The organism is Paracoccus sp. MC1854, assembly GCF_014164635.1.
Taxonomy (GTDB): domain Bacteria; phylum Pseudomonadota; class Alphaproteobacteria; order Rhodobacterales; family Rhodobacteraceae; genus Paracoccus.
In genome coordinates this window covers 32,864-49,227 of record NZ_JACJFU010000009.1, presented here as the reverse complement: position 1 = coordinate 49,227, position 16,364 = coordinate 32,864, and the positions used below count along the sequence as shown (strand labels likewise).

The 16,364-nt window shown below is 67.6% G+C and carries 15 protein-coding genes and 1 other RNA gene; 5 read left to right on the top strand and 11 right to left on the bottom strand.

The window, feature by feature from the left end:
• Positions 1 to 2 precede the first annotated feature (2 nt).
• Positions 3 to 1,004, bottom strand: coding sequence for a MoxR family ATPase (locus tag H5395_RS09535; RefSeq protein WP_182792346.1), 1,002 nt, complete (start codon positions 1,002 to 1,004; stop codon positions 3 to 5).
• A 64-nt stretch (positions 1,005 to 1,068) separates the two neighbouring features.
• Between H5395_RS09535 and H5395_RS09530 the strand changes: the two genes are divergently transcribed.
• The 3 genes from H5395_RS09530 to H5395_RS19460 all read left to right on the top strand — a co-directional run bounded on the left by H5395_RS09530 (position 1,069) and on the right by H5395_RS19460 (position 3,648).
• Positions 1,069 to 1,626: a DUF1285 domain-containing protein gene (locus tag H5395_RS09530; protein ID WP_182792345.1), complete on the top strand. Its 558-nt coding sequence runs from the start codon at positions 1,069 to 1,071 to the stop codon at positions 1,624 to 1,626.
• Positions 1,627 to 2,388 (top strand): hydroxypyruvate isomerase family protein, encoded by a 762-nt coding sequence (locus tag H5395_RS09525; RefSeq protein ID WP_182792344.1) that lies wholly within the window; start codon positions 1,627 to 1,629, stop codon positions 2,386 to 2,388.
• A gap of 330 nt (positions 2,389 to 2,718) precedes the next feature.
• The gene (locus tag H5395_RS19460; RefSeq protein ID WP_182792343.1) at positions 2,719 to 3,648 is read left to right on the top strand and encodes an AEC family transporter; all 930 of its coding nucleotides are present in this window, start codon (positions 2,719 to 2,721) and stop codon (positions 3,646 to 3,648) included.
• Here H5395_RS19460 and H5395_RS09515 read toward each other — a convergent pair.
• From H5395_RS09515 to H5395_RS09490, 6 genes are all read right to left on the bottom strand, one after another.
• The gene (locus H5395_RS09515) at positions 3,645 to 4,862 is read right to left on the bottom strand and encodes a glycosyltransferase (RefSeq protein WP_182792342.1); all 1,218 of its coding nucleotides are present in this window, start codon (positions 4,860 to 4,862) and stop codon (positions 3,645 to 3,647) included. The two genes, H5395_RS19460 and H5395_RS09515, sit on opposite strands and share 4 nt — an antisense overlap.
• On the bottom strand, positions 4,859 to 6,799 hold the full coding sequence (locus tag H5395_RS09510; RefSeq protein WP_370576422.1) for a dipeptide ABC transporter ATP-binding protein: 1,941 nt from the start codon (positions 6,797 to 6,799) through the stop codon (positions 4,859 to 4,861). The genes H5395_RS09515 and H5395_RS09510 overlap by 4 nt, the downstream gene beginning before the upstream one ends.
• Positions 6,796 to 7,902 carry an ABC transporter permease gene (locus H5395_RS09505; RefSeq protein WP_182792341.1) on the bottom strand — a complete coding sequence of 369 codons (1,107 nt, stop codon included), beginning with the start codon at positions 7,900 to 7,902 and terminating at the stop codon, positions 6,796 to 6,798. Before H5395_RS09505 ends, H5395_RS09510 begins: the two co-directional genes overlap by 4 nt.
• Complete coding sequence (locus H5395_RS09500) at positions 7,899 to 8,975, bottom strand: microcin C ABC transporter permease YejB (RefSeq protein WP_182792340.1); 1,077 nt, start codon at positions 8,973 to 8,975, stop codon at positions 7,899 to 7,901. The genes H5395_RS09505 and H5395_RS09500 overlap by 4 nt, the downstream gene beginning before the upstream one ends.
• Positions 8,976 to 9,003: 28 nt before the next feature.
• A complete protein-coding gene (locus tag H5395_RS09495) occupies positions 9,004 to 10,869 on the bottom strand; it encodes an extracellular solute-binding protein (protein WP_182792339.1) in 1,866 nt (621 codons plus the stop codon).
• A gap of 178 nt (positions 10,870 to 11,047) precedes the next feature.
• Positions 11,048 to 11,581 carry a cytochrome c family protein gene (locus tag H5395_RS09490; protein ID WP_182792338.1) on the bottom strand — a complete coding sequence of 178 codons (534 nt, stop codon included), beginning with the start codon at positions 11,579 to 11,581 and terminating at the stop codon, positions 11,048 to 11,050.
• A gap of 157 nt (positions 11,582 to 11,738) precedes the next feature.
• Between H5395_RS09490 and H5395_RS09485 the strand changes: the two genes are divergently transcribed.
• Positions 11,739 to 12,644, top strand: a complete 906-nt coding sequence (locus H5395_RS09485; protein ID WP_182792337.1) for a prephenate dehydratase — start codon at positions 11,739 to 11,741, stop codon at positions 12,642 to 12,644.
• Positions 12,645 to 12,653: 9 nt separating this feature from the next.
• Here the strand turns inward: H5395_RS09485 and H5395_RS09480 are convergent, their stop codons facing one another.
• Positions 12,654 to 13,112, bottom strand: a complete 459-nt coding sequence (locus tag H5395_RS09480) for an SRPBCC family protein (RefSeq protein WP_182792336.1) — start codon at positions 13,110 to 13,112, stop codon at positions 12,654 to 12,656.
• A 132-nt stretch (positions 13,113 to 13,244) separates the two neighbouring features.
• On the opposite strand from H5395_RS09480, the gene ffs reads away from it, so the two are divergent.
• Positions 13,245 to 13,343, top strand: an RNA gene (gene ffs, locus H5395_RS09475) — signal recognition particle sRNA small type.
• On the opposite strand, the gene H5395_RS09470 is transcribed toward ffs, so the two are convergent.
• The 3 genes from H5395_RS09470 to nudC form a co-directional block, all read right to left on the bottom strand.
• The gene (locus H5395_RS09470) at positions 13,338 to 14,633 is read right to left on the bottom strand and encodes a solute carrier family 23 protein (protein ID WP_182792335.1); all 1,296 of its coding nucleotides are present in this window, start codon (positions 14,631 to 14,633) and stop codon (positions 13,338 to 13,340) included. The two genes, ffs and H5395_RS09470, sit on opposite strands and share 6 nt — an antisense overlap.
• A gap of 187 nt (positions 14,634 to 14,820) precedes the next feature.
• A complete protein-coding gene (locus H5395_RS09465; RefSeq protein WP_182792334.1) occupies positions 14,821 to 15,201 on the bottom strand; it encodes a translation initiation factor 2 in 381 nt (126 codons plus the stop codon).
• Positions 15,202 to 15,320: 119 nt separating this feature from the next.
• Complete coding sequence (nudC, locus tag H5395_RS09460) at positions 15,321 to 16,235, bottom strand: NAD(+) diphosphatase (RefSeq protein ID WP_255440582.1); 915 nt, start codon at positions 16,233 to 16,235, stop codon at positions 15,321 to 15,323.
• Positions 16,236 to 16,364 lie beyond the last annotated feature (129 nt).

The following is a 16,364-nucleotide window of genomic DNA, read 5'->3' as shown; positions in this document are numbered from 1 at the left end:
CCTCAGGCGGCGGCCCGCAGGCTTTCGCCCATCAGCCGCCCGATCACGGCATCGGCTGAATCGCGCCGCGCGCGGGCGGCGAAGGACAGCGCCATGCGGTGTCGCAGCACAGGCGCCGCCATTGCCGCCACGTCGTCCAGCGTCGGCGCAAAGCGGCCCTGCAGCACCGCCCGCGCCCGTGTCAGCAGCATCAGCGCCTGCGCCGCGCGCGGCCCCGGTCCCCACACCAGAGTCTCGCCGACCCAGCCCGGAGCCTCGGCCCCACCCGGCCGCGCGGAGCGCACCAGATCAAGGATCGCCGCCGTCACGCCCTCGCCCACTGGCATCGCGCGGACCAGCCGCTGCGCGTCGATCAGCGAAGCCGCGTCCAGCACCGCATGGGGCCGGTCCCGCTGGACCCCGGTGGTTGCCAGCAGGATCGCACGTTCCGTGTCGCGGTCGGGATAGTCGATGTCCACCTGCACGAGGAAACGGTCAAGCTGCGCCTCGGGCAGAGGGTATGTCCCCTCCTGCTCGATCGGGTTCTGGGTCGCGAGCACATGGAACGGGCGGCCGAGCGGACGGTGCTGGCCGCCGATCGTGACCTCGCCTTCCTGCATCGCCTGCAGCAGCGCCGACTGGGTGCGGGGGCTGGCGCGGTTGATCTCGTCGGCCATCAGAAGCTGGGTGAAGACCGGCCCCTCGACGAAGCGGAAGGCGCGGGTGCCGTCCGGGCGCATGTCCAGCACCTCGGAGCCGAGGATATCCGCCGGCATCAGGTCCGGCGTGAACTGGATGCGGGCGCTGTCGAGACCCAGCACGGTCGAAAGCGTATCGACCAGCATCGTCTTGCCCAGCCCCGGCTGACCCACCAGCAGCGCGTGTCCGCCCGACAGGATCGCGGCCAGCACCTGTTCCACCACCTCGTGCTGGCCGACGAAGCGGCGCTCGATGCTGGCGCGGGCCTCGGTCAGCCGCCCGGCCAGAAGGGTGGCATCCGCGACGAGTTTATCTTCTGCGGCCATGACTCTGCCTTCGCTCTGCTGTAACGGAGAGCATATTGGCGGTTCGCGGAAGGCTCCACTGGCAATGACGGACAAGGGCGAAAAATCCGGGCACGATCGCGCGACCGGCGCGGGCATCATGGAAGCCGCACGACAGGCCGGACGGCGCGGGCCGCCCCCGGTTCACCTGTGGAACCCGCCCTATTGCGGCGAGATGGACTTGGAAATCCGCCCGGACGGGCAGTGGATCCACGAGGGCTCGCCCATTGGCCGGCCCGGGATGGTGCGGCTTTTTGCATCTGTGCTGAAGCGTGAGGGGGATCAATTCTTCCTCGTCACGCCGGTCGAGAAGCTGGGCATCCGGGTCGTGGACGCGCCCTTCCTCGCCGTGGATGCCGAGATTTCCGACGACCTGATCCGCTTCACCACCAATGTCGGCGACGAGGTGGTGGCCGGTCCCGACAACCCCATCCGGGTCGAGGACCGGGACGGCGAGCCGCGCCCCTATGTCCATGTCCGCCGCGGCCTTGATGCGCTGATCGACCGCAAGACCTTCTACCGGCTGGTCGAGGCGGCACAGGACGGCGGCTCGGGTCGGCTTGTCCTGCGTTCTCAGGGCGCCAGTTTCCCCCTGGAGGGCTGAATGGCGCGCTTTGCCGCCAACCTGACCTTCCTGTTCACCGAACTGCCGGTGCTGGAACGCTTTGCCGCCGCCCGCAGCGCGGGGTTCGAGGGCGCCGAGATGCTGTTCCCCTATGACCTCGCCGCGCCCGAACTGTCCGCCGCGCTGCGGGCAGCGGGACTGGAATTCGTGCTGATGAACACCCCGCCCCCGAACTGGGCGGGCGGACCCCGAGGCTTCGCCGCCGTGCCCGGGGGAGAGGAGCGGTTCCGCCGCGACTTTGATCGCGCCCTGCGTTTCGCCCAGGCGCTGCGCTGCCGTCACCTGCATGTCATGGCGGGCCGCGCCGAAGGCCCGGCGGCGCGGCGCAGCCTTGTCGAGAACCTGCGCTGGGCCTGCGCCCGCGCGCCCCATGCCAGCCTGCTGATCGAGCCGATCAACAGCGACGACATGCCGGGTTACTTCCTGGCCGACTACGACCTCGCGGCCGAGCTGATCGACGAGGTCGGCGCGCCGAACCTCGGGCTGCAGTTCGACGCCTACCACGCCCAGCGGATCACGGGAGACGCCATCGCCTGCTGGGACCGCCACGCCCGCCGCGCCCGCCATGTCCAGATCGCGGGTTTTCCCGGCCGGCACGAGCCGAAAGGCGGCGAGATCGACTATGCCGTGTTCTTTCGCCATGTGGATGCGGCGGGCTACAACGGCTGGGTCGGCGCGGAATACGTCCCCGCGACGACGACCGAGGCCGGGCTGCGCTGGTTGCGCGGAACGGCTGCCTGAGAACGGCCCGATGCGGCCAACCTTGTGGCAACCTCCGCAGGTCACGGCAGGGGATGCCGGCAAGCGGTGATCCGGTAATGCCTTGGCCTTGGCAAGGCTTCAGGATACCAGACCGCGTTCAGCCTGCGCGTCCGACCAGCAGCATCAGCACGGGGTCCGCCCCCGCGGAGCGGCTCTTTCCGGTCGCATTGCATCTCGTCCAGGCAGTGATTGCACAGCGCCCTTGGGAATGGCATCCGGGCGCCGACCACGCCACCGGCAAAAGGCTGCCTCCCTGACCATGCAGATGCCTGCACCGCCTTGTCGCCCCGTCCGGTCGGGGCCGCGCCCGTGACCGCCGGAGTTCTCGCCGCCCTTTCGCCTGTCGTCCTGCTGATCGGGCTGGGGTTCCTGATGCGCCGCAGGGGCTTTCTCGCCGCCGCTTTCTGGCCCCAGGCCGAGCGGCTGAGCTATTTCGTCCTGCTGCCGAGCCTGTTCTTCCACGGCCTCGTCACCGCCGACATCGGCGCGCTGCCAGTGGGGGCGCTGGCCCTGACGCTGGTCACGGCGATCGTGATCGTGGCGGCGCTGACGCTGGCCTTGCGCCCGGCGATGGGACTGGACGGACCCGCCTTCACCTCGGTCTTCCAGGGCAGCATCCGGTTCAACAACTATGTCGGCGTCACGCTGGCGATGGGGCTGTTTCCCGAAAGCGGCATCGCGCTGGCGGCGATCTGCAACGCGGTGATCGTGCCCACGGTCAACATCCTCTGCGTGCTGGTCTTTGCCCGCCATGGCCATGCGCGGCTGGGCCTGCGCGGCGTCGTCCGGCAGGTGGCGACGAACCCGCTGGTGCTGGCCTCCTTCGCCGGGATCGCGGCGAAATCCGCGGGGTTCGAGATGCCGCCGGGAATCGGCCCTGCACTGCGCTCGCTGGGGGCGGCGTCTCTGCCGCTGGGGCTGCTCTGCGTCGGCGCGGCGCTGCAGTTCGGGGGCGCGCGGCGCTGGCTTGGGCCGGTCGCCACAGCCTCGGCGCTGAAGTTCGGGGCGATGCCGCTCGCCACGCTGGCCGTCGCGCTGCTGATGGGGCTTGAGGGGCAGGCGCTGGTGACGGCGCTGGTCTTCCAGACGCTGCCGACGGCCTCGTCCTCCTATATTCTCGCCCGCCAGCTTGGGGGCGATGCGCCGCTGATGGCGGGTATCACGGCGGCGCAGACGGTGCTGGCGGTGCTGGCAATCCCGCTGGTGCTGGCCGGACTGATCGCGATGGCGGGGATCTAGGGGCCGAAGCCCTCTACCCAGTCGATCAGGCGCGGCAGGCTGTGGCGGCGCAGGTCGTAGCCGCCGGCAATCACCGCTCGCGCCGCCGCCCGCAGCCCTTCGGCTTCGGGGTCGCCTTCAAGCGCGCGGATCAGCGCGGCTTCCAGCGCGGTGCGATCGTGGAAGGGAACGAGCCGGCCGTTCTCGCCATCGCGGATCAGTTCGCGCACCGGCTCGGTGTCAGAGGCGACGATCAGGCAGCCCGCCGACATCGCCTCGGTCAGCGACCAGCTGAGGACGAAGGGATAGGTCAGGTAGCAATGGACGCGCGAAACCTGCAGCGTGGACAGGTAAGTCTGATAGGGCACCCGGCCGAGGAAATGCACGCGGTCAAGCGGCAGCCGGTCGCCCATCTCGTCCAGCATCTTCGCCTTCCAGCTTTCGGCGTCGGCGGGCTTGCCGCCGTAGCTGACGCCCTCGGCCCCGATCACGACCACCTGCGCCTGCGGCCGCGCCGCCAGCACGCCGGGCAGCGCGCGCATGAAGACATGAAAGCCGCGGTAAGGTTCCAGCGAGCGCGAGACATAGGTCAGCACTTCGTCACCCGCGCGCAGCACCCGTCCATCGGGCAGCGGCAGCGTGGCCGAGGGGTCGGGCTTCACCCGGTCGCTGTCGATGCCGTCGTGGATGACGGTCAGCTTGGACCGCAGTTCGGGCGGGAAGCTCTCGGCCTGATAGCGGGTGGGCGACAGCCCGGCATCGGCCTGCACCAAGCCTTGGATGAGATGCGCCGAGCGGGCGACGGTGCGCACCCGCGCCTCGTCGGTGCCGGGGCTGATCTCGGGTTCGAAACCCACGTCATGGCCTCGGGTGCGATACATCAGTTCGGCATAGACCAGCAGCTTCGCCTCGGGCCAGATCTCGCGCAGGAACAGCGTCTCGCCCCAGCCGGAATGGCCGAAGATCACGTCGGGCGCATAGCCATGGCGATCCCTCAGCGCCCGAGCGCCACGGGCGGCGAGCCAGCCGCGCTCGGCCATCTCTGCATAGGTCCGCCCCAGCGGGTGGCTGGTCGTCACCTGCGGGGGCTTCGCGTATTTCACCACCCGGACCGGGCTGGCGCGCTCGTTCGCCTCGTCCGTCAGCGCCAGCACGTCATGGCCACGCGCGGCAAGCGCGGGGGCAAGGTGGGGGAACTGGCCGGGGAAGTTCTGGTGGACGAACAGGATCTTCACGGTCGGTCTTTGCTGTCGTGAAAGGCCGCGGCCATCAGGGCGCGGGTATAGTCGCTTTGGGGCGCGTCGAAGACCTGCGCGGTGGTACCCTGTTCCACCACGTCGCCCGCACGCATGACCATGATCTGGTGGCTCATGGCGCGGACCACGCGCAGGTCGTGGCTGATGAACAGGAAGGCGAGCTTATGGCGGCGCTGGAGGTCGCGCAGAAGTTCGACGATCTGAACCTGCACGGTCATGTCGAGCGCACTGGTCGGTTCGTCCAGCACCACCACCTTCGGCCGCAGGATCATCGCCCGCGCGATGGCAATGCGCTGGCGCTGGCCGCCCGAGAACTCGTGCGGATAGCGGTCCATCGTGGCGGGGTCGAGGCCGACCTCGGCCATGATCCCGGTCACCATCTGACGCGGATCGCGGCCCTTTTCGACGCCGTGCACGCCCAGTCCCTCGGCGATGATCTGGCCTACGGTCATGCGGGGGGAGAGGCTGCCGAAGGGGTCCTGGAAGACGATCTGCATGTCGCGGCGAAGCCGCCGCAACCCGCGGCCTTGCAGGGCCGAGATGTCGCGGCCCATGTAGACGATCGGGCCAGTACTTTCGATCAGCCGCATGATCGCCAGCGCCAGCGTCGTCTTGCCGGACCCGGATTCGCCCACGATCCCCAGAGTCTCGCCCGCGCGGACGCAAAGGGTGGCGGCGTTCACCGCCTTGACGTGACCCACGGTCCGGCGCAGGAAGCCGCGCTTGATCGGGAACCAGACGCGCAGGGCTTCGGTCGAGACGATCTCGGGTGCGGCGGGGTCGATGGGCTCGGCGATGCCCTTGGGTTCGGCTGCCAGCAGCTTGCGGGTATAGGGATGACGGGGGTTGCGGAAGATGTCCTCGACCGGCCCTTGTTCCACGATCTCGCCGCCCTGCATGACGCAGACGCGGTCGGCGATGCGGCGCACGATGCCGAGGTCGTGGCTGATGAACAGCATCGACAGCCCCTCGTCGCGCTTGAGGTCCGCCAGCAGGTCGAGGATCTGCGCCTGAATGGTGACGTCCAGCGCGGTGGTCGGTTCATCCGCGATCAGCAGTTCCGGGCCGTTCGCCAGCGCCATGGCGATCATCACCCGCTGGCGCTGGCCGCCGGACAACTGGTGCGGATAGTCGGCCAGCCGGCTTTCGGCGTCGCGGATGCCGACGCGGTTCAGCAGGTCCACGATACGCTTGCGCGCTGCCGCGCCAGTCAGGCCCTGATGCAGGGCGAGGCTTTCGCCGATCTGCCGTTCCAGCGTGTGCAGCGGGTTCAGCGAGGTCATCGGCTCCTGGAACACGAAGCTGATGTCGTTGCCGCGCACCGCGCGCAGCTTGGCCTCGGGCGCGCCGATCATCTCGGCGCCGTTGTAGCGGACGCTGCCCTCGATCTGGGCCGAGGCGCCCAGCAGCCGGACGGTCGCCAGCGCCGTGACCGATTTGCCGGAGCCGGATTCGCCTACCAGCGCGACGGTTTCGCCCCGGTTCACGGTGAAGCTGACGCCCTTGACGGCGGGGGTCGAGCGGCCCTCATTCACAAAGCTGATGCGCAGGTCGCGGATGTCGAGGACGGCATTCGCGGCGCTGCCGGACCGGGCCGCCGCCCCGCTCGGGCTTCGCCCCTCATTTGCTGAAAACAGTCCGGCGGACTGTTTTCCGGGCGCTTCCGAGTCCGGGATATGCTCAGACCGTCCGAAAAGGGACGTCTTGTCCGAGGTCGCCTCGGGGACAGCGGCGGCCTTGCCGGGGGACGGGACCACCGGCAGAACGGCAGCGGGGCCAGCAGGTTCCGTTGGGTCGGGGCGGGGATCGGTCAGCGCCTCATCTCGGGCAGGGTCGCGCGGGTTGCGGGCCATTGCCGGATCGGCGGTGTCGCGGGGGCTGTCCAGCGGCGGGCGGGGGTCGCGGGGGTCCTTCACCGAAAGGTTTTCCTTGGGTCGAAGGCGTCGCGGATGCCCTCGAAGATGAAGACCAGAAGCGACAGCATGATGGCGAAGGTGAAGAAGGCGGCAAAGCCCAGCCATGGCGCCTGAAGGTTCTGCTTGGCCTGCAGCGCCAGTTCCCCGAGCGAGGGCGCCGAGGCGGGCAACCCGTAGCCGAGGTAGTCCAGCGCGGCGAGGCTGGAGATCGTGCCCGTGACCACGAAGGGCAGCATGGTCAGGGTGGCCACCATCGCGTTGGGCAGGATGTGGCGGAACATGATGGTGCGGTCGTTCACGCCCAGGGCTCGGGCGGCACGGACATATTCGAAGTTGCGGGCGCGGAGGAACTCGGCCCTCACGACGCCCACCAGCGCGGGCCAGCCGAACAGGATCGAGACGAAGACCAGCAGCCAGAAGCTGCGCCCGAGGATCGCGAAGAGGATGATGATGACGTAAAGCGAGGGGGTCGAGCCCCAGATTTCCAGCAGCCGCTGGAAGATCAGGTCGGTGCGGCCGCCGAAATAGCCCTGCACCGCACCGGCAGCGATGCCGAGGGCTGATGCGATCACGGTGACGATCAGGGTGAACAGGATCGACAGTCGAAAGCCGTAGATCACCCGCGCCAGCACGTCCCGCGCCGTGTCGTCGGTCCCCATCCAGTGGTTCGCGTCAGGGGCTGAGGGGGCGGTGCCCACGTTGTTGATCGTGCGGTAATGGTAGGGGATCGGCGGCCAGATGGTCCAGCCGCGGTGAATCTCCTCTCCGTTCACCATGGCGGTGCTGCGGGCTTGGGCGATGGTGTCCTCGGGCTCGTCCCAGCATTCCTCTCGCCCGCCCGAGATGATGAGGCATTCCACCGAAGGGTCGGTGTAGTTCGCCTGCGTCCCGAAGTCGCCGCCGAATGCAGTTTCGGGGTAGAAGCGGTAGGCGGGGAAGTACAGGTCTCCCCGATAGCTGGCGACGATGGGCTTGTCGTTGGCGATGACCTCGGCCAGCATCGACAGCACGAAGATCACCGCGAAGATCACCAGCGACCAGAAGGCGCGCTTGTTGCGGCGGAAGTTGCGCCAGCGGCGCTGGTTCAGGGGCGACAGGCTCATCCGGCGCGGCTTTCGAAGTCGATGCGCGGATCGACCAGCACATAGGTCAGGTCCGAGAGGATGCCGACCAGAAGGCCCATCAAGCCGAAGACATAGAGCGTGCCGAAGATCACCGGATAGTCGCGCTGCACCGCGGCCTCGAAGCCAAGGCGGCCGAGGCCGTCCAGCGAGAAGATCGTCTCGATCAGGATCGAGGCGCCGAAGAACACGCCCAGGAACAGCGAGGGGAAGCCCGCGATCACGATCAGCATCGCGTTGCGGAAGACGTGGCCGTAAAGCACCCGCCGTTCCGCCAGCCCCTTGGCGCGGGCGGTCATGACATATTGCTTATTGATCTCGTCCAGAAAGCTGTTCTTCGTCAGCAGCGTCAGCGTGGCGAAGCTGGCGATGGTCGAGGCGATCACCGGCAGGGTGATGTGCCACAGGTAGTCCTTGACCTTTCCCCAGGCCGACAAGCTTTCCCAGTTGTCGCTGGTCAGCCCTCGCAGCGGGAAGATCTGCCAGTAGCTGCCGCCCGCGAACAGCACCATCAGCAGCACCGCGAACAGGAAGCCGGGGATGGCGTAGCCCACGATGATCGCGCTGGAGGTCCAGGTGTCGAACGGCGTCCCGTCCCGCACCGCCTTGCGGATGCCCAGCGGGATCGAGATCAGATAGGCCAGCAGCGTGGACCACAGGCCCAGCGTGATCGACACCGGCATCTTCTCGATCACCAGATCGACGACCGAAATGGACCGGAACCAGGATTCGCCGAAGTCGAAGCGCAGATAGTCCCACAGCATCGACAGGAATCGCTGGACAGGGGGCTTGTCGAAGCCGAACTCGCGTTCCAGTTCGGCGATGAACTCGGGCGGCAGGCCCTGCGCCCCGGCGTAGCGTTCGGTGGATGCGCCCTGCCCCGCGTCGCCCCCGCCGGCGATGTTGCGGAAGACGTCGCCTTCGCCCTGGACGCGAGCTACGATCTGCTCGATCGGGCCGCCGGGGACGAACTGGGTCAGGGTGAAGTTGACCAGCATGATGCCGATCAGCGTAGGGATGATCAGCAGCAGCCGCCGCAGAAGATATGCGCCCATCGGTGTCCCTGCCCGCGCGCCCGGCCGGTCAGCGGATCGCCCCGGCGCTTCTCAGCGCCTCGGCCTTATCCGCGTCATGCCACCAGAAATCAAGCTCACCCAGCGCGTAAGGAGGCATCGTCTCGGGGTGGCCGAACATGTCCCAGTAGGCAACGGTGTGCTTGCCCTTGAACCACTGCGGCACCCAGAAATACATCGCCCGCAGGCTGCGGTCGAGCGCATGGACGCCGGTGTTCAGTTCCTCCTGCGTAGTGGCGCCCTCGATATGCGAGATCAGCCGGTCCACCGCCGGATTCGCCAGCCCCATGACGTTGAACACGTCGTCGGTCGAGTTCGAGCCGAAATACTGCTGCAGCCCCGAGCCGGGGATCGGGTCCTGCCCCAGTTGCGCGGTGATCACGTCGAAATCGTGGTTGCGGCGGCGATCCTCAAGCTGCGCGTCGTCCACCCGCTCGTTCACCGCATCCACCCCGAGGGTCCGCAGGTTTTCGACCCACGGGTTGATCACCCGGTCGAAGGTCTGCGAATCGTTGAGTATCTGCACCCGCAGGGGCTGGCCTTGCGCGTTGCGGCGGATGCCGTCGCGGCTGCCTTCGGGGATCGTCCAGCCCGCCCCGTCCAGCAAGGCGGCCGCGCGGCGCAGGTTGCCGCGGTCCATCTGGCGCTCGCCGCTGATGGGGGGAACGGCGGCCTCCTCGGTGAAGACCTGCTCGGGCAGGTCGGCGCGCAAAGGTTCCAGCAGGGCAAGCTCGGCCTGACTGGGCAGGCCCGTGGCTTTCAGCGGGCTGTTGTCCCAGAAGCTCGTGATGCGTTCGTAAAGGCCGTAGAACAGCGTCGCGTTCGACCATTCGAAGTTGAAGACCATCCCGATCGCCTGCCGCACGCGCGGGTCCTGGAACTGCGGGCGGCGCAGGTTGATGGCCCAGGCTTGGCCGCTGGCGATGTTGCCGTCCTCCAGCTCTTCCTTCTTCACCCAGCTGTTGGTGAAGGACGGAAAGTCGTAGCGCGTCGCCCAATGGATCGAGGACGCCTCGTTGCGGAAGGTATAGGCCCCGGCCTTGAACGCCTCGAAGGCTGAATCGTAGTCGCCGAAATACTCGATGCGGATGCGGTCGAAGTTGTGGCGGCCCCGGTTGATCGGCAGCCCTTCACCCCAGTAGTCGGGGTTGCGCTTCCAACTGACGGAACGGCCGATGTCGGCGCTGTCGAACATGTAGGGGCCCGAGCCGACATAAGGAAGGTTCGAACTTTCGGGGATGTCGCGGTTGTTCGCGTCGAAATCGGACTTGGAAAAGACCGGAAGCCCGCCCACCGCCTGAATCACGTCGCGGCGTGGATAGTCGGGCGTGAAGGTGAAGCGGATGCGGCGGTCGTCCAGCACCTCGGCCTGCGCGACCATCTGCACGATCACCGCGCGGAAGGACGACAGCCCCTTGTCACGCAGCGTCTCATAGGAAAACAGCACGTCACCCGAGGACATGGGCGTGCCGTCGGAAAAGCGCACGCCCTCGCGCAGGGTGAAGATCGCCCAGTCGCGGCTTTCCGGATATTCGATCGTTTCGCAGAGCAGGCAGTAGGCGGTCCCGATCTCATCGGCGGTGCCCTCCAGCAGGCTTTCCAGCATGACGGTGGACAGCGCCGCGCCTCGGCCCTTGACGGTGAAGGGGTTGTAGCTGTCGAAGCCTCCCGCCGCCCATTCGCTGATCTCGCCGCCTTTCGGCGCGTCGGGGTTGACGTAAGCGAGATGCGCGAAATCGGCGGGCAGGCGGATCGCGTCAAAGGTGCCGACACCATGGGAAACGATGGTCGGCCCGGTCGCCTCGCCTTGCGCGACGGCCTGGGTCGCCACCAAAGACATAACCGCCGCCAGTATCCCGTTGCGTGTCGCGACCATGCGCTTCTCCCTTTGCCTGCCCTTTCCGGCGAACCGGCCAGGGATCGTTCGGACGCTAAGGCACGCAGCGCGGCACCCGCAAGCGGCCTGTCGCCATTGTGACGCCGGCTCGCCCCGGCGGAATGGAAAAAGGCGCGGGGTTTCCCCCGCGCCCACAGTCTTCCCCCGAAAAGGCGGATCAGTTGGTGGTCTGCAGATAGGCGATCAGGTTCGCACGCTCTTCCGCGCTCTTGATGCCGGCGAAGGCCATCTTGGTGCCGGGCATGTATTCGCGCGGGTTGGTGACAAAGGCGTTGATGTTCTCGGGTTCCCACGCGCCTTCCTGCTCAAGCGCGGCGGTGGAGTAGTTGAAGCCTTCCACCGCGGCCTTGTCGCGGCCGACGACGCCGTTCAGGTGCGGCCCGACGCCATCGGTGCCGTCCAGCTTGTGGCAGGACCGGCACTTGCCGAAGGCACGTTCGCCCAGCGCGGGATCGGCCGAAGCCAGCAGCGTGGCCAAGTCGGGGCCTTCCTCGACGACCTCTTCCTCGCCGCCGCCGCTGCTGTCCTCGACCGGGATGCGGTAGGCCTGCGGGATTTCCTCGCCCTCGGCGACATGGCCGGTGTAGCCGACGTGATACAGCGACGACGCGAACCAGGATGCAAGCATCAGGAACAGCAGCGAGCCGATCAGCGCAGCGGCTGTCTTGGTCACCGTCATCGTGTTGAACATGGCGTCTTTCCTTGCGGTCGCGGCTTTTGTCTGGCCGCTATCTATCCGCTTTCACTTTGCCGGTTCAAGGTATAGTTCGGCCCCGCCGGACGATTGCAGGGCAGGTGTGACGCCAGCCCCGCACCGACTGCCCTTGGCCCCTTGCGACAGGTTCCAGATGCCCCAGCCCCCCACCGACCCCGCGTCGCCCGCCGGCACCCTCACCGGCCGGATCGCGTTCCAGGGCGAGCCGGGTGCCTATGGCCACGAGGCCTGCCGCCAGGCCCGCCCGGATATGGAGGCGCTGCCCTGCGCCACGTTCGAGGATACGGTGGAAGCCTGCCGGTCAGGCGTGGCCGACCTCGCGATGCTGCCGGTCGAGAACTCGACCTACGGCCGGGTCGCGGACATTCACCACCTTCTGCCCGAGTCCGGCCTGCATATCATCGACGAGACCTTCGTGCGCGTCCACATCAGCTTGCTGGGCGTTCCCGGCGCCCGGATGGAGGACATCACCGAGGCGATGAGCCACACGGTCCTGCTGGGCCAGTGCCGCAACTTCCTGCGCCAGCACGGCATCAGCACCGTCACCGGCGCCGATACGGCCGGCAGCGCCTTGATGGTCGCGCAGGCCGGCGACAAGCACCGTGGCGCGCTGGCAAGTCCGCTTGCCGGCGAGATCTACGGGCTGAACCGCCTGGCCGACCGGATCGAGGACCGCCAGAACAACACCACCCGCTTCCTGATCATGGCGCGCGAGCCGGATCACTCCCGCCGCCCGAACCGCGCCGGGGATGGGACGATGCTGACCAGCTTCGTCTTCCGCGTGCGCAACATCCCGGCCGCGCTTTACAAGGCGATGGGCGGATTCGCGACCAACGGCGTCAACATGACCAAGCTGGAAAGCTACATGGTGGACGGCGTCTTCACCGCGACGCAATTCTATGCCGACATCGAGGGCCACCCCGAGGACCCCGCCGTGATGCGGGCGCTGGACGAGCTGCGCTATTTCACCTCGGCCCTGACCATCCTCGGCGTCTATCCCGCTGACCCGCTGCGCGCCGAGCAGTCAGTCCGCCGCTGACGACAGGGCTCAGCGCCGCCGTTCCGTCAGGTCGAACAGGAACTTGCCCACCTTGTCGGCGAACCTGCGGTCAAGCTGGGCCTTGCCAAGCTTGGCCGTCTGCAGCATCAGCCGCGCGCGCATGTTGCGGGGCTTCACGTTCAGCTCAAAGATCACCCTCGACTTGGCGCGCGTCAGCGCGACCACGGTCATCTCGATGCCGATGTCCAGAGAATCGCTTCCTCCCGCCATCGCGATCTTTTCTGGACGGTCGAACCGGGTGACGTCCAGCCGCAGCTCGCGGCGCTTGCCGCGATGATCGAAAGCCAGGTCCCAGGCCATGCCCGCGCCTGGTTCCTGCGCCGGATCGACCCGCCGGATGCTCGTGCCGCGCCGCACCAGCATCCGCTCCATCCGGGGGAAGTCGCTGATTGCGTCGAAAAGCTGGACCGCTGGCAATCCGGTATCCTGACGCAGTGAAAATTTCATCGAGCGGCCACCAGATCCTTGAAATCACCAGCCTCATAAACTTGGACGTGCATGCTTACAAGTTAACACGCGCAGGTTGTCTTGGGATGAAGCGGGCTTGCAACGCGCCTTGTCCCGTCCTATCTGTCGGGCCGAGAGGTTGGCGCGGGCGAGCGCCTCGCCAACCCGGTCAGGTCCGGAAGGAAGCAGCCGTAACGAGCCCCGCTTGGGTCGTTGTCCAACCTCTCACCTTTCCCTTGCCTCGACCTGCTGACGCCCGATCCCGAGGATCTGGTAAAGCACCAGTGCCGCAAGCGTCGAGGTGCCGATTCCGCCCAGCGCGAAGTCTCCGATGTTCAGCGTGAAGTCGCCGGCGCCGAGAATCAGCGCTACGCCTACAGTGAACAGGTTGCGCGGGTCGGCGAAATCCACCTTGTTCTCGACCCAGATCCGCACCATGGCCGAGGCGATCAGCCCGAAGACCGACACCGACAGTCCCGCCAGCACCGGCGCGGGAATCGTCTGCAGGATGGCACCGAACTTGGGCGACAGCCCCAGGCAGATGGCGACCACGGCGGCGATCACGAAGACCAGCGTCGAATAGACCTTGGTCATCGCCATGACGCCGATGTTCTCGGCATAGGTGGTGACGCCCGTTCCCCCGCCCGATCCCGCGACCACCGTCGCCAGCCCGTCCGCGAAGAAGCCGCGCCCGATATAGCGGTCCATGTTCTGCCCGGTGATCGCGCCCAGCGCCTTGATATGGCCCAGGTTCTCGGCCACGAGGATGATCGCCACAGGTGCGATCAGGGTGATGGCGGACCAGTGGAACTCGGGCCGCTGGAAGGCCGGCAGGCCGAACCACGCCGCGCCCGCGACCTTGCCGAAGTCGATCCCCGGCACGATGCCGAGACCGTTCCCCAGCACCAGCACCAGCACATAGCCGAACACCAGCGCCAGCAGCACCGAGATCCGTCGCGAGGCCTGCGGCCCATGGCACGAGATCATGGCCATGCACAGCACCGTCAGCAGCGCGATGGTCGTATGCGCCGCCGTGGGATTGCCGAAGGCGTTGAGCTGCTGCACCGCGACCGGCGCGAGGTTCAGCCCGATCGCCACCCCGATGGTCCCGGTCACGACCGGCGGCATCAGCCGCTCGACCCAGCCCGAGCCGACCATCATCACGATCAGACCAATCAGCGCGTAAAGGACGCCGCAGGCGACAATGCCCCCCAGCGCGTGCCCGATGGTCGCGCCCTCCTGCCCCATCACTGCCAGCACCACGGCGATGAAGGCGAAGGAGGACCCCAGATAGCTCGGCACCCGCCCGCCGGTGATGAGGAAGAACAGAAGCGTCCCTACCCCCGAGAAGAACACCGCCACATTCGGGTCGAAGCCCATCAGGATCGGCGCCACGATGGTCGAGCCGGACATCGCCAGGAGATGCTGGAGGCCCATGGTGAATGAGGCCGCCGCAGGCAGGCGCTCGTCCGGCATCACCACGGGGCCCGTGGCGGGGCGCCAGGTCGGAAAATAGGACATTGATTCCTCGGGGGTAGCGGTTCGGCGATTGCCTTACCGCTTTCACCGCGCAGCGCCAATCCATCCTCGGATCGGCGCCTCGGTGGCGACAGGCGATCCCACGATCCACAGCCGGATGCGAGACCCGGCGCAGATGCGTGGAAAAGCCATGCCATGCGGACCGTTCAACAGCCGCGCGCCTGCCGGCTCAGCGGCAATCCAGCGACACGTTCACCGGATTCGGGACCAGGTCCAGCATGGCCCCGCTGCTCGAATCCACGGCCACGCCGATCAGCCCGCCGACGAAGACGTTGCCCGCCATCGCCGCCCCGCCGCCACCGGCGACGCGGTTCGTCACCCGGATCTGCTGCGGCTGGCAACGTTCCTTCTGCACCAGCAAATTCAGTTCCGACTTGCGCGGCACCTTGAAGGTGCAGGGCGTGGCATCGCAGGTTTGCCCGTCGCTCATCTTCACCTGCGCCGCGCCCGGCGTCGAGTTCACGACAAGCGCATCGTTGGTGCCCCGCGTGATCGTGGCGCAACCCGCGGTCAGGGCGACCAGCCCGAGAATAACAAGTCTGGAATACATGGATTTTCCCCTTTCACATCCGTGATCGGAGATAGCGCGAGCCTGCTTAAGAACGGGTATCCGGGCATCCGCGGAATGGTTCAAATGCCATGCAGATGCCGGAACTGCCCCGGGGCAGGCTACAACCTGCCCGCCACCCACTGGCTGATCAGCCAGCCCGCGATCGCCCCCGCCCGTGGCGCCTTCAGCACCGCATGGGTGCCGGCCATGACCGAGGCCATCTCGTCCCGGGAAACCCAGCGGGCATCCTCAAGCTCGACCGGGTCAAGGGTGATCTCGTCGCTCTCGGCCTCTCCGACCATCCCCAGCATCAGCGAGGAGGGAAAAGGCCAGGGCTGGCTGGTGGCATAGCGGACAGAGCCGACGCGGACGCGGGTTTCCTCGAAGACCTCGCGGCGAACGGCGGCCTCGACCGTCTCGCCCGGCTCGATGAAGCCGGCAAGGCAGGAATACATCCCCTCGGGCCAGCCGGGCGAGCGGCCGATCAGCGCACGGTCCCCTCGCACCACAAGCATGATGACGACCGGATCGGTGCGGGGGAAATGGGCGGTGGAACAGGCCGGGCAGATGCGCTGCCAGCCGGACTGGCGCGGCTCGCTCGGCTGGCCGCAGGCTGCGCAGAAACGATGGCTCGCGTGCCAGCCCGTCAGCGCGCGGGCGGTGGCGGCAAGCTCGGCCTCCAGCGGCGACAGGCGGGACATGACGCCGCGCAGTTCGACAAAGCGGGCCTGCGGCAACTCGGGATGGACCTGCTCGGTCGGGTCGAAGAACATCTGCGTCTCGGGCAACGAGGGCGGCAGCCAGGCAGAGATGTCTCGGGCCGCAACCGCCTGCTCGCCATCGAAGCCCAGCAGGACGGAGGGAAGGCCATCCTCCAGCGCCGGGTGATCGGCGGGAAGCCGCACCAGCCGCTCGCCTTCAAGGCAGAGCTTGCCGCGCCAGACCGGCAGCACCAGCGCGCCCTCCTGCCAGTCGCCGGACCCCCGCCGATCCGCCGCGCGGTCCAGCCCGCCGCCTGCAAATGCCAGATCCATGCCTGCCCCCATTCTGCCGCGCCACCCTGCCGCCGCAGCGCCGTAAAGCCAATGTCTTTCGGCCCCAAATATCCCCGCCGGAGGCACGCCCGGCCGCAAGCCGGGTGTTCTTGCAACCGTTGCCCTCGC

Excerpts from the sequence above, each read along its gene's own strand:
- H5395_RS09535 (WP_182792346.1), bottom strand. The coding sequence starts at position 1,004 with ATGGCCGCAGAAGATAAACTCGTCGCGGATGCCACCCTTCTGGCCGGG.
- H5395_RS09530 (WP_182792345.1), top strand. The coding sequence starts at position 1,069 with ATGACGGACAAGGGCGAAAAATCCGGGCACGATCGCGCGACCGGCGCG.
- H5395_RS09525 (WP_182792344.1), top strand. The coding sequence starts at position 1,627 with ATGGCGCGCTTTGCCGCCAACCTGACCTTCCTGTTCACCGAACTGCCG.
- H5395_RS09505 (WP_182792341.1), bottom strand. The coding sequence starts at position 7,902 with ATGAGCCTGTCGCCCCTGAACCAGCGCCGCTGGCGCAACTTCCGCCGC.
- H5395_RS09500 (WP_182792340.1), bottom strand. The coding sequence starts at position 8,975 with ATGGGCGCATATCTTCTGCGGCGGCTGCTGCTGATCATCCCTACGCTG.
- H5395_RS09495 (WP_182792339.1), bottom strand. The coding sequence starts at position 10,869 with ATGGTCGCGACACGCAACGGGATACTGGCGGCGGTTATGTCTTTGGTG.
- H5395_RS09490 (WP_182792338.1), bottom strand. The coding sequence starts at position 11,581 with ATGTTCAACACGATGACGGTGACCAAGACAGCCGCTGCGCTGATCGGC.
- H5395_RS09485 (WP_182792337.1), top strand. The coding sequence starts at position 11,739 with ATGCCCCAGCCCCCCACCGACCCCGCGTCGCCCGCCGGCACCCTCACC.
- H5395_RS09480 (WP_182792336.1), bottom strand. The coding sequence starts at position 13,112 with ATGAAATTTTCACTGCGTCAGGATACCGGATTGCCAGCGGTCCAGCTT.
- H5395_RS09470 (WP_182792335.1), bottom strand. The coding sequence starts at position 14,633 with ATGTCCTATTTTCCGACCTGGCGCCCCGCCACGGGCCCCGTGGTGATG.
- H5395_RS09465 (WP_182792334.1), bottom strand. The coding sequence starts at position 15,201 with ATGTATTCCAGACTTGTTATTCTCGGGCTGGTCGCCCTGACCGCGGGT.
- nudC (WP_255440582.1), bottom strand. The coding sequence starts at position 16,235 with ATGGATCTGGCATTTGCAGGCGGCGGGCTGGACCGCGCGGCGGATCGG.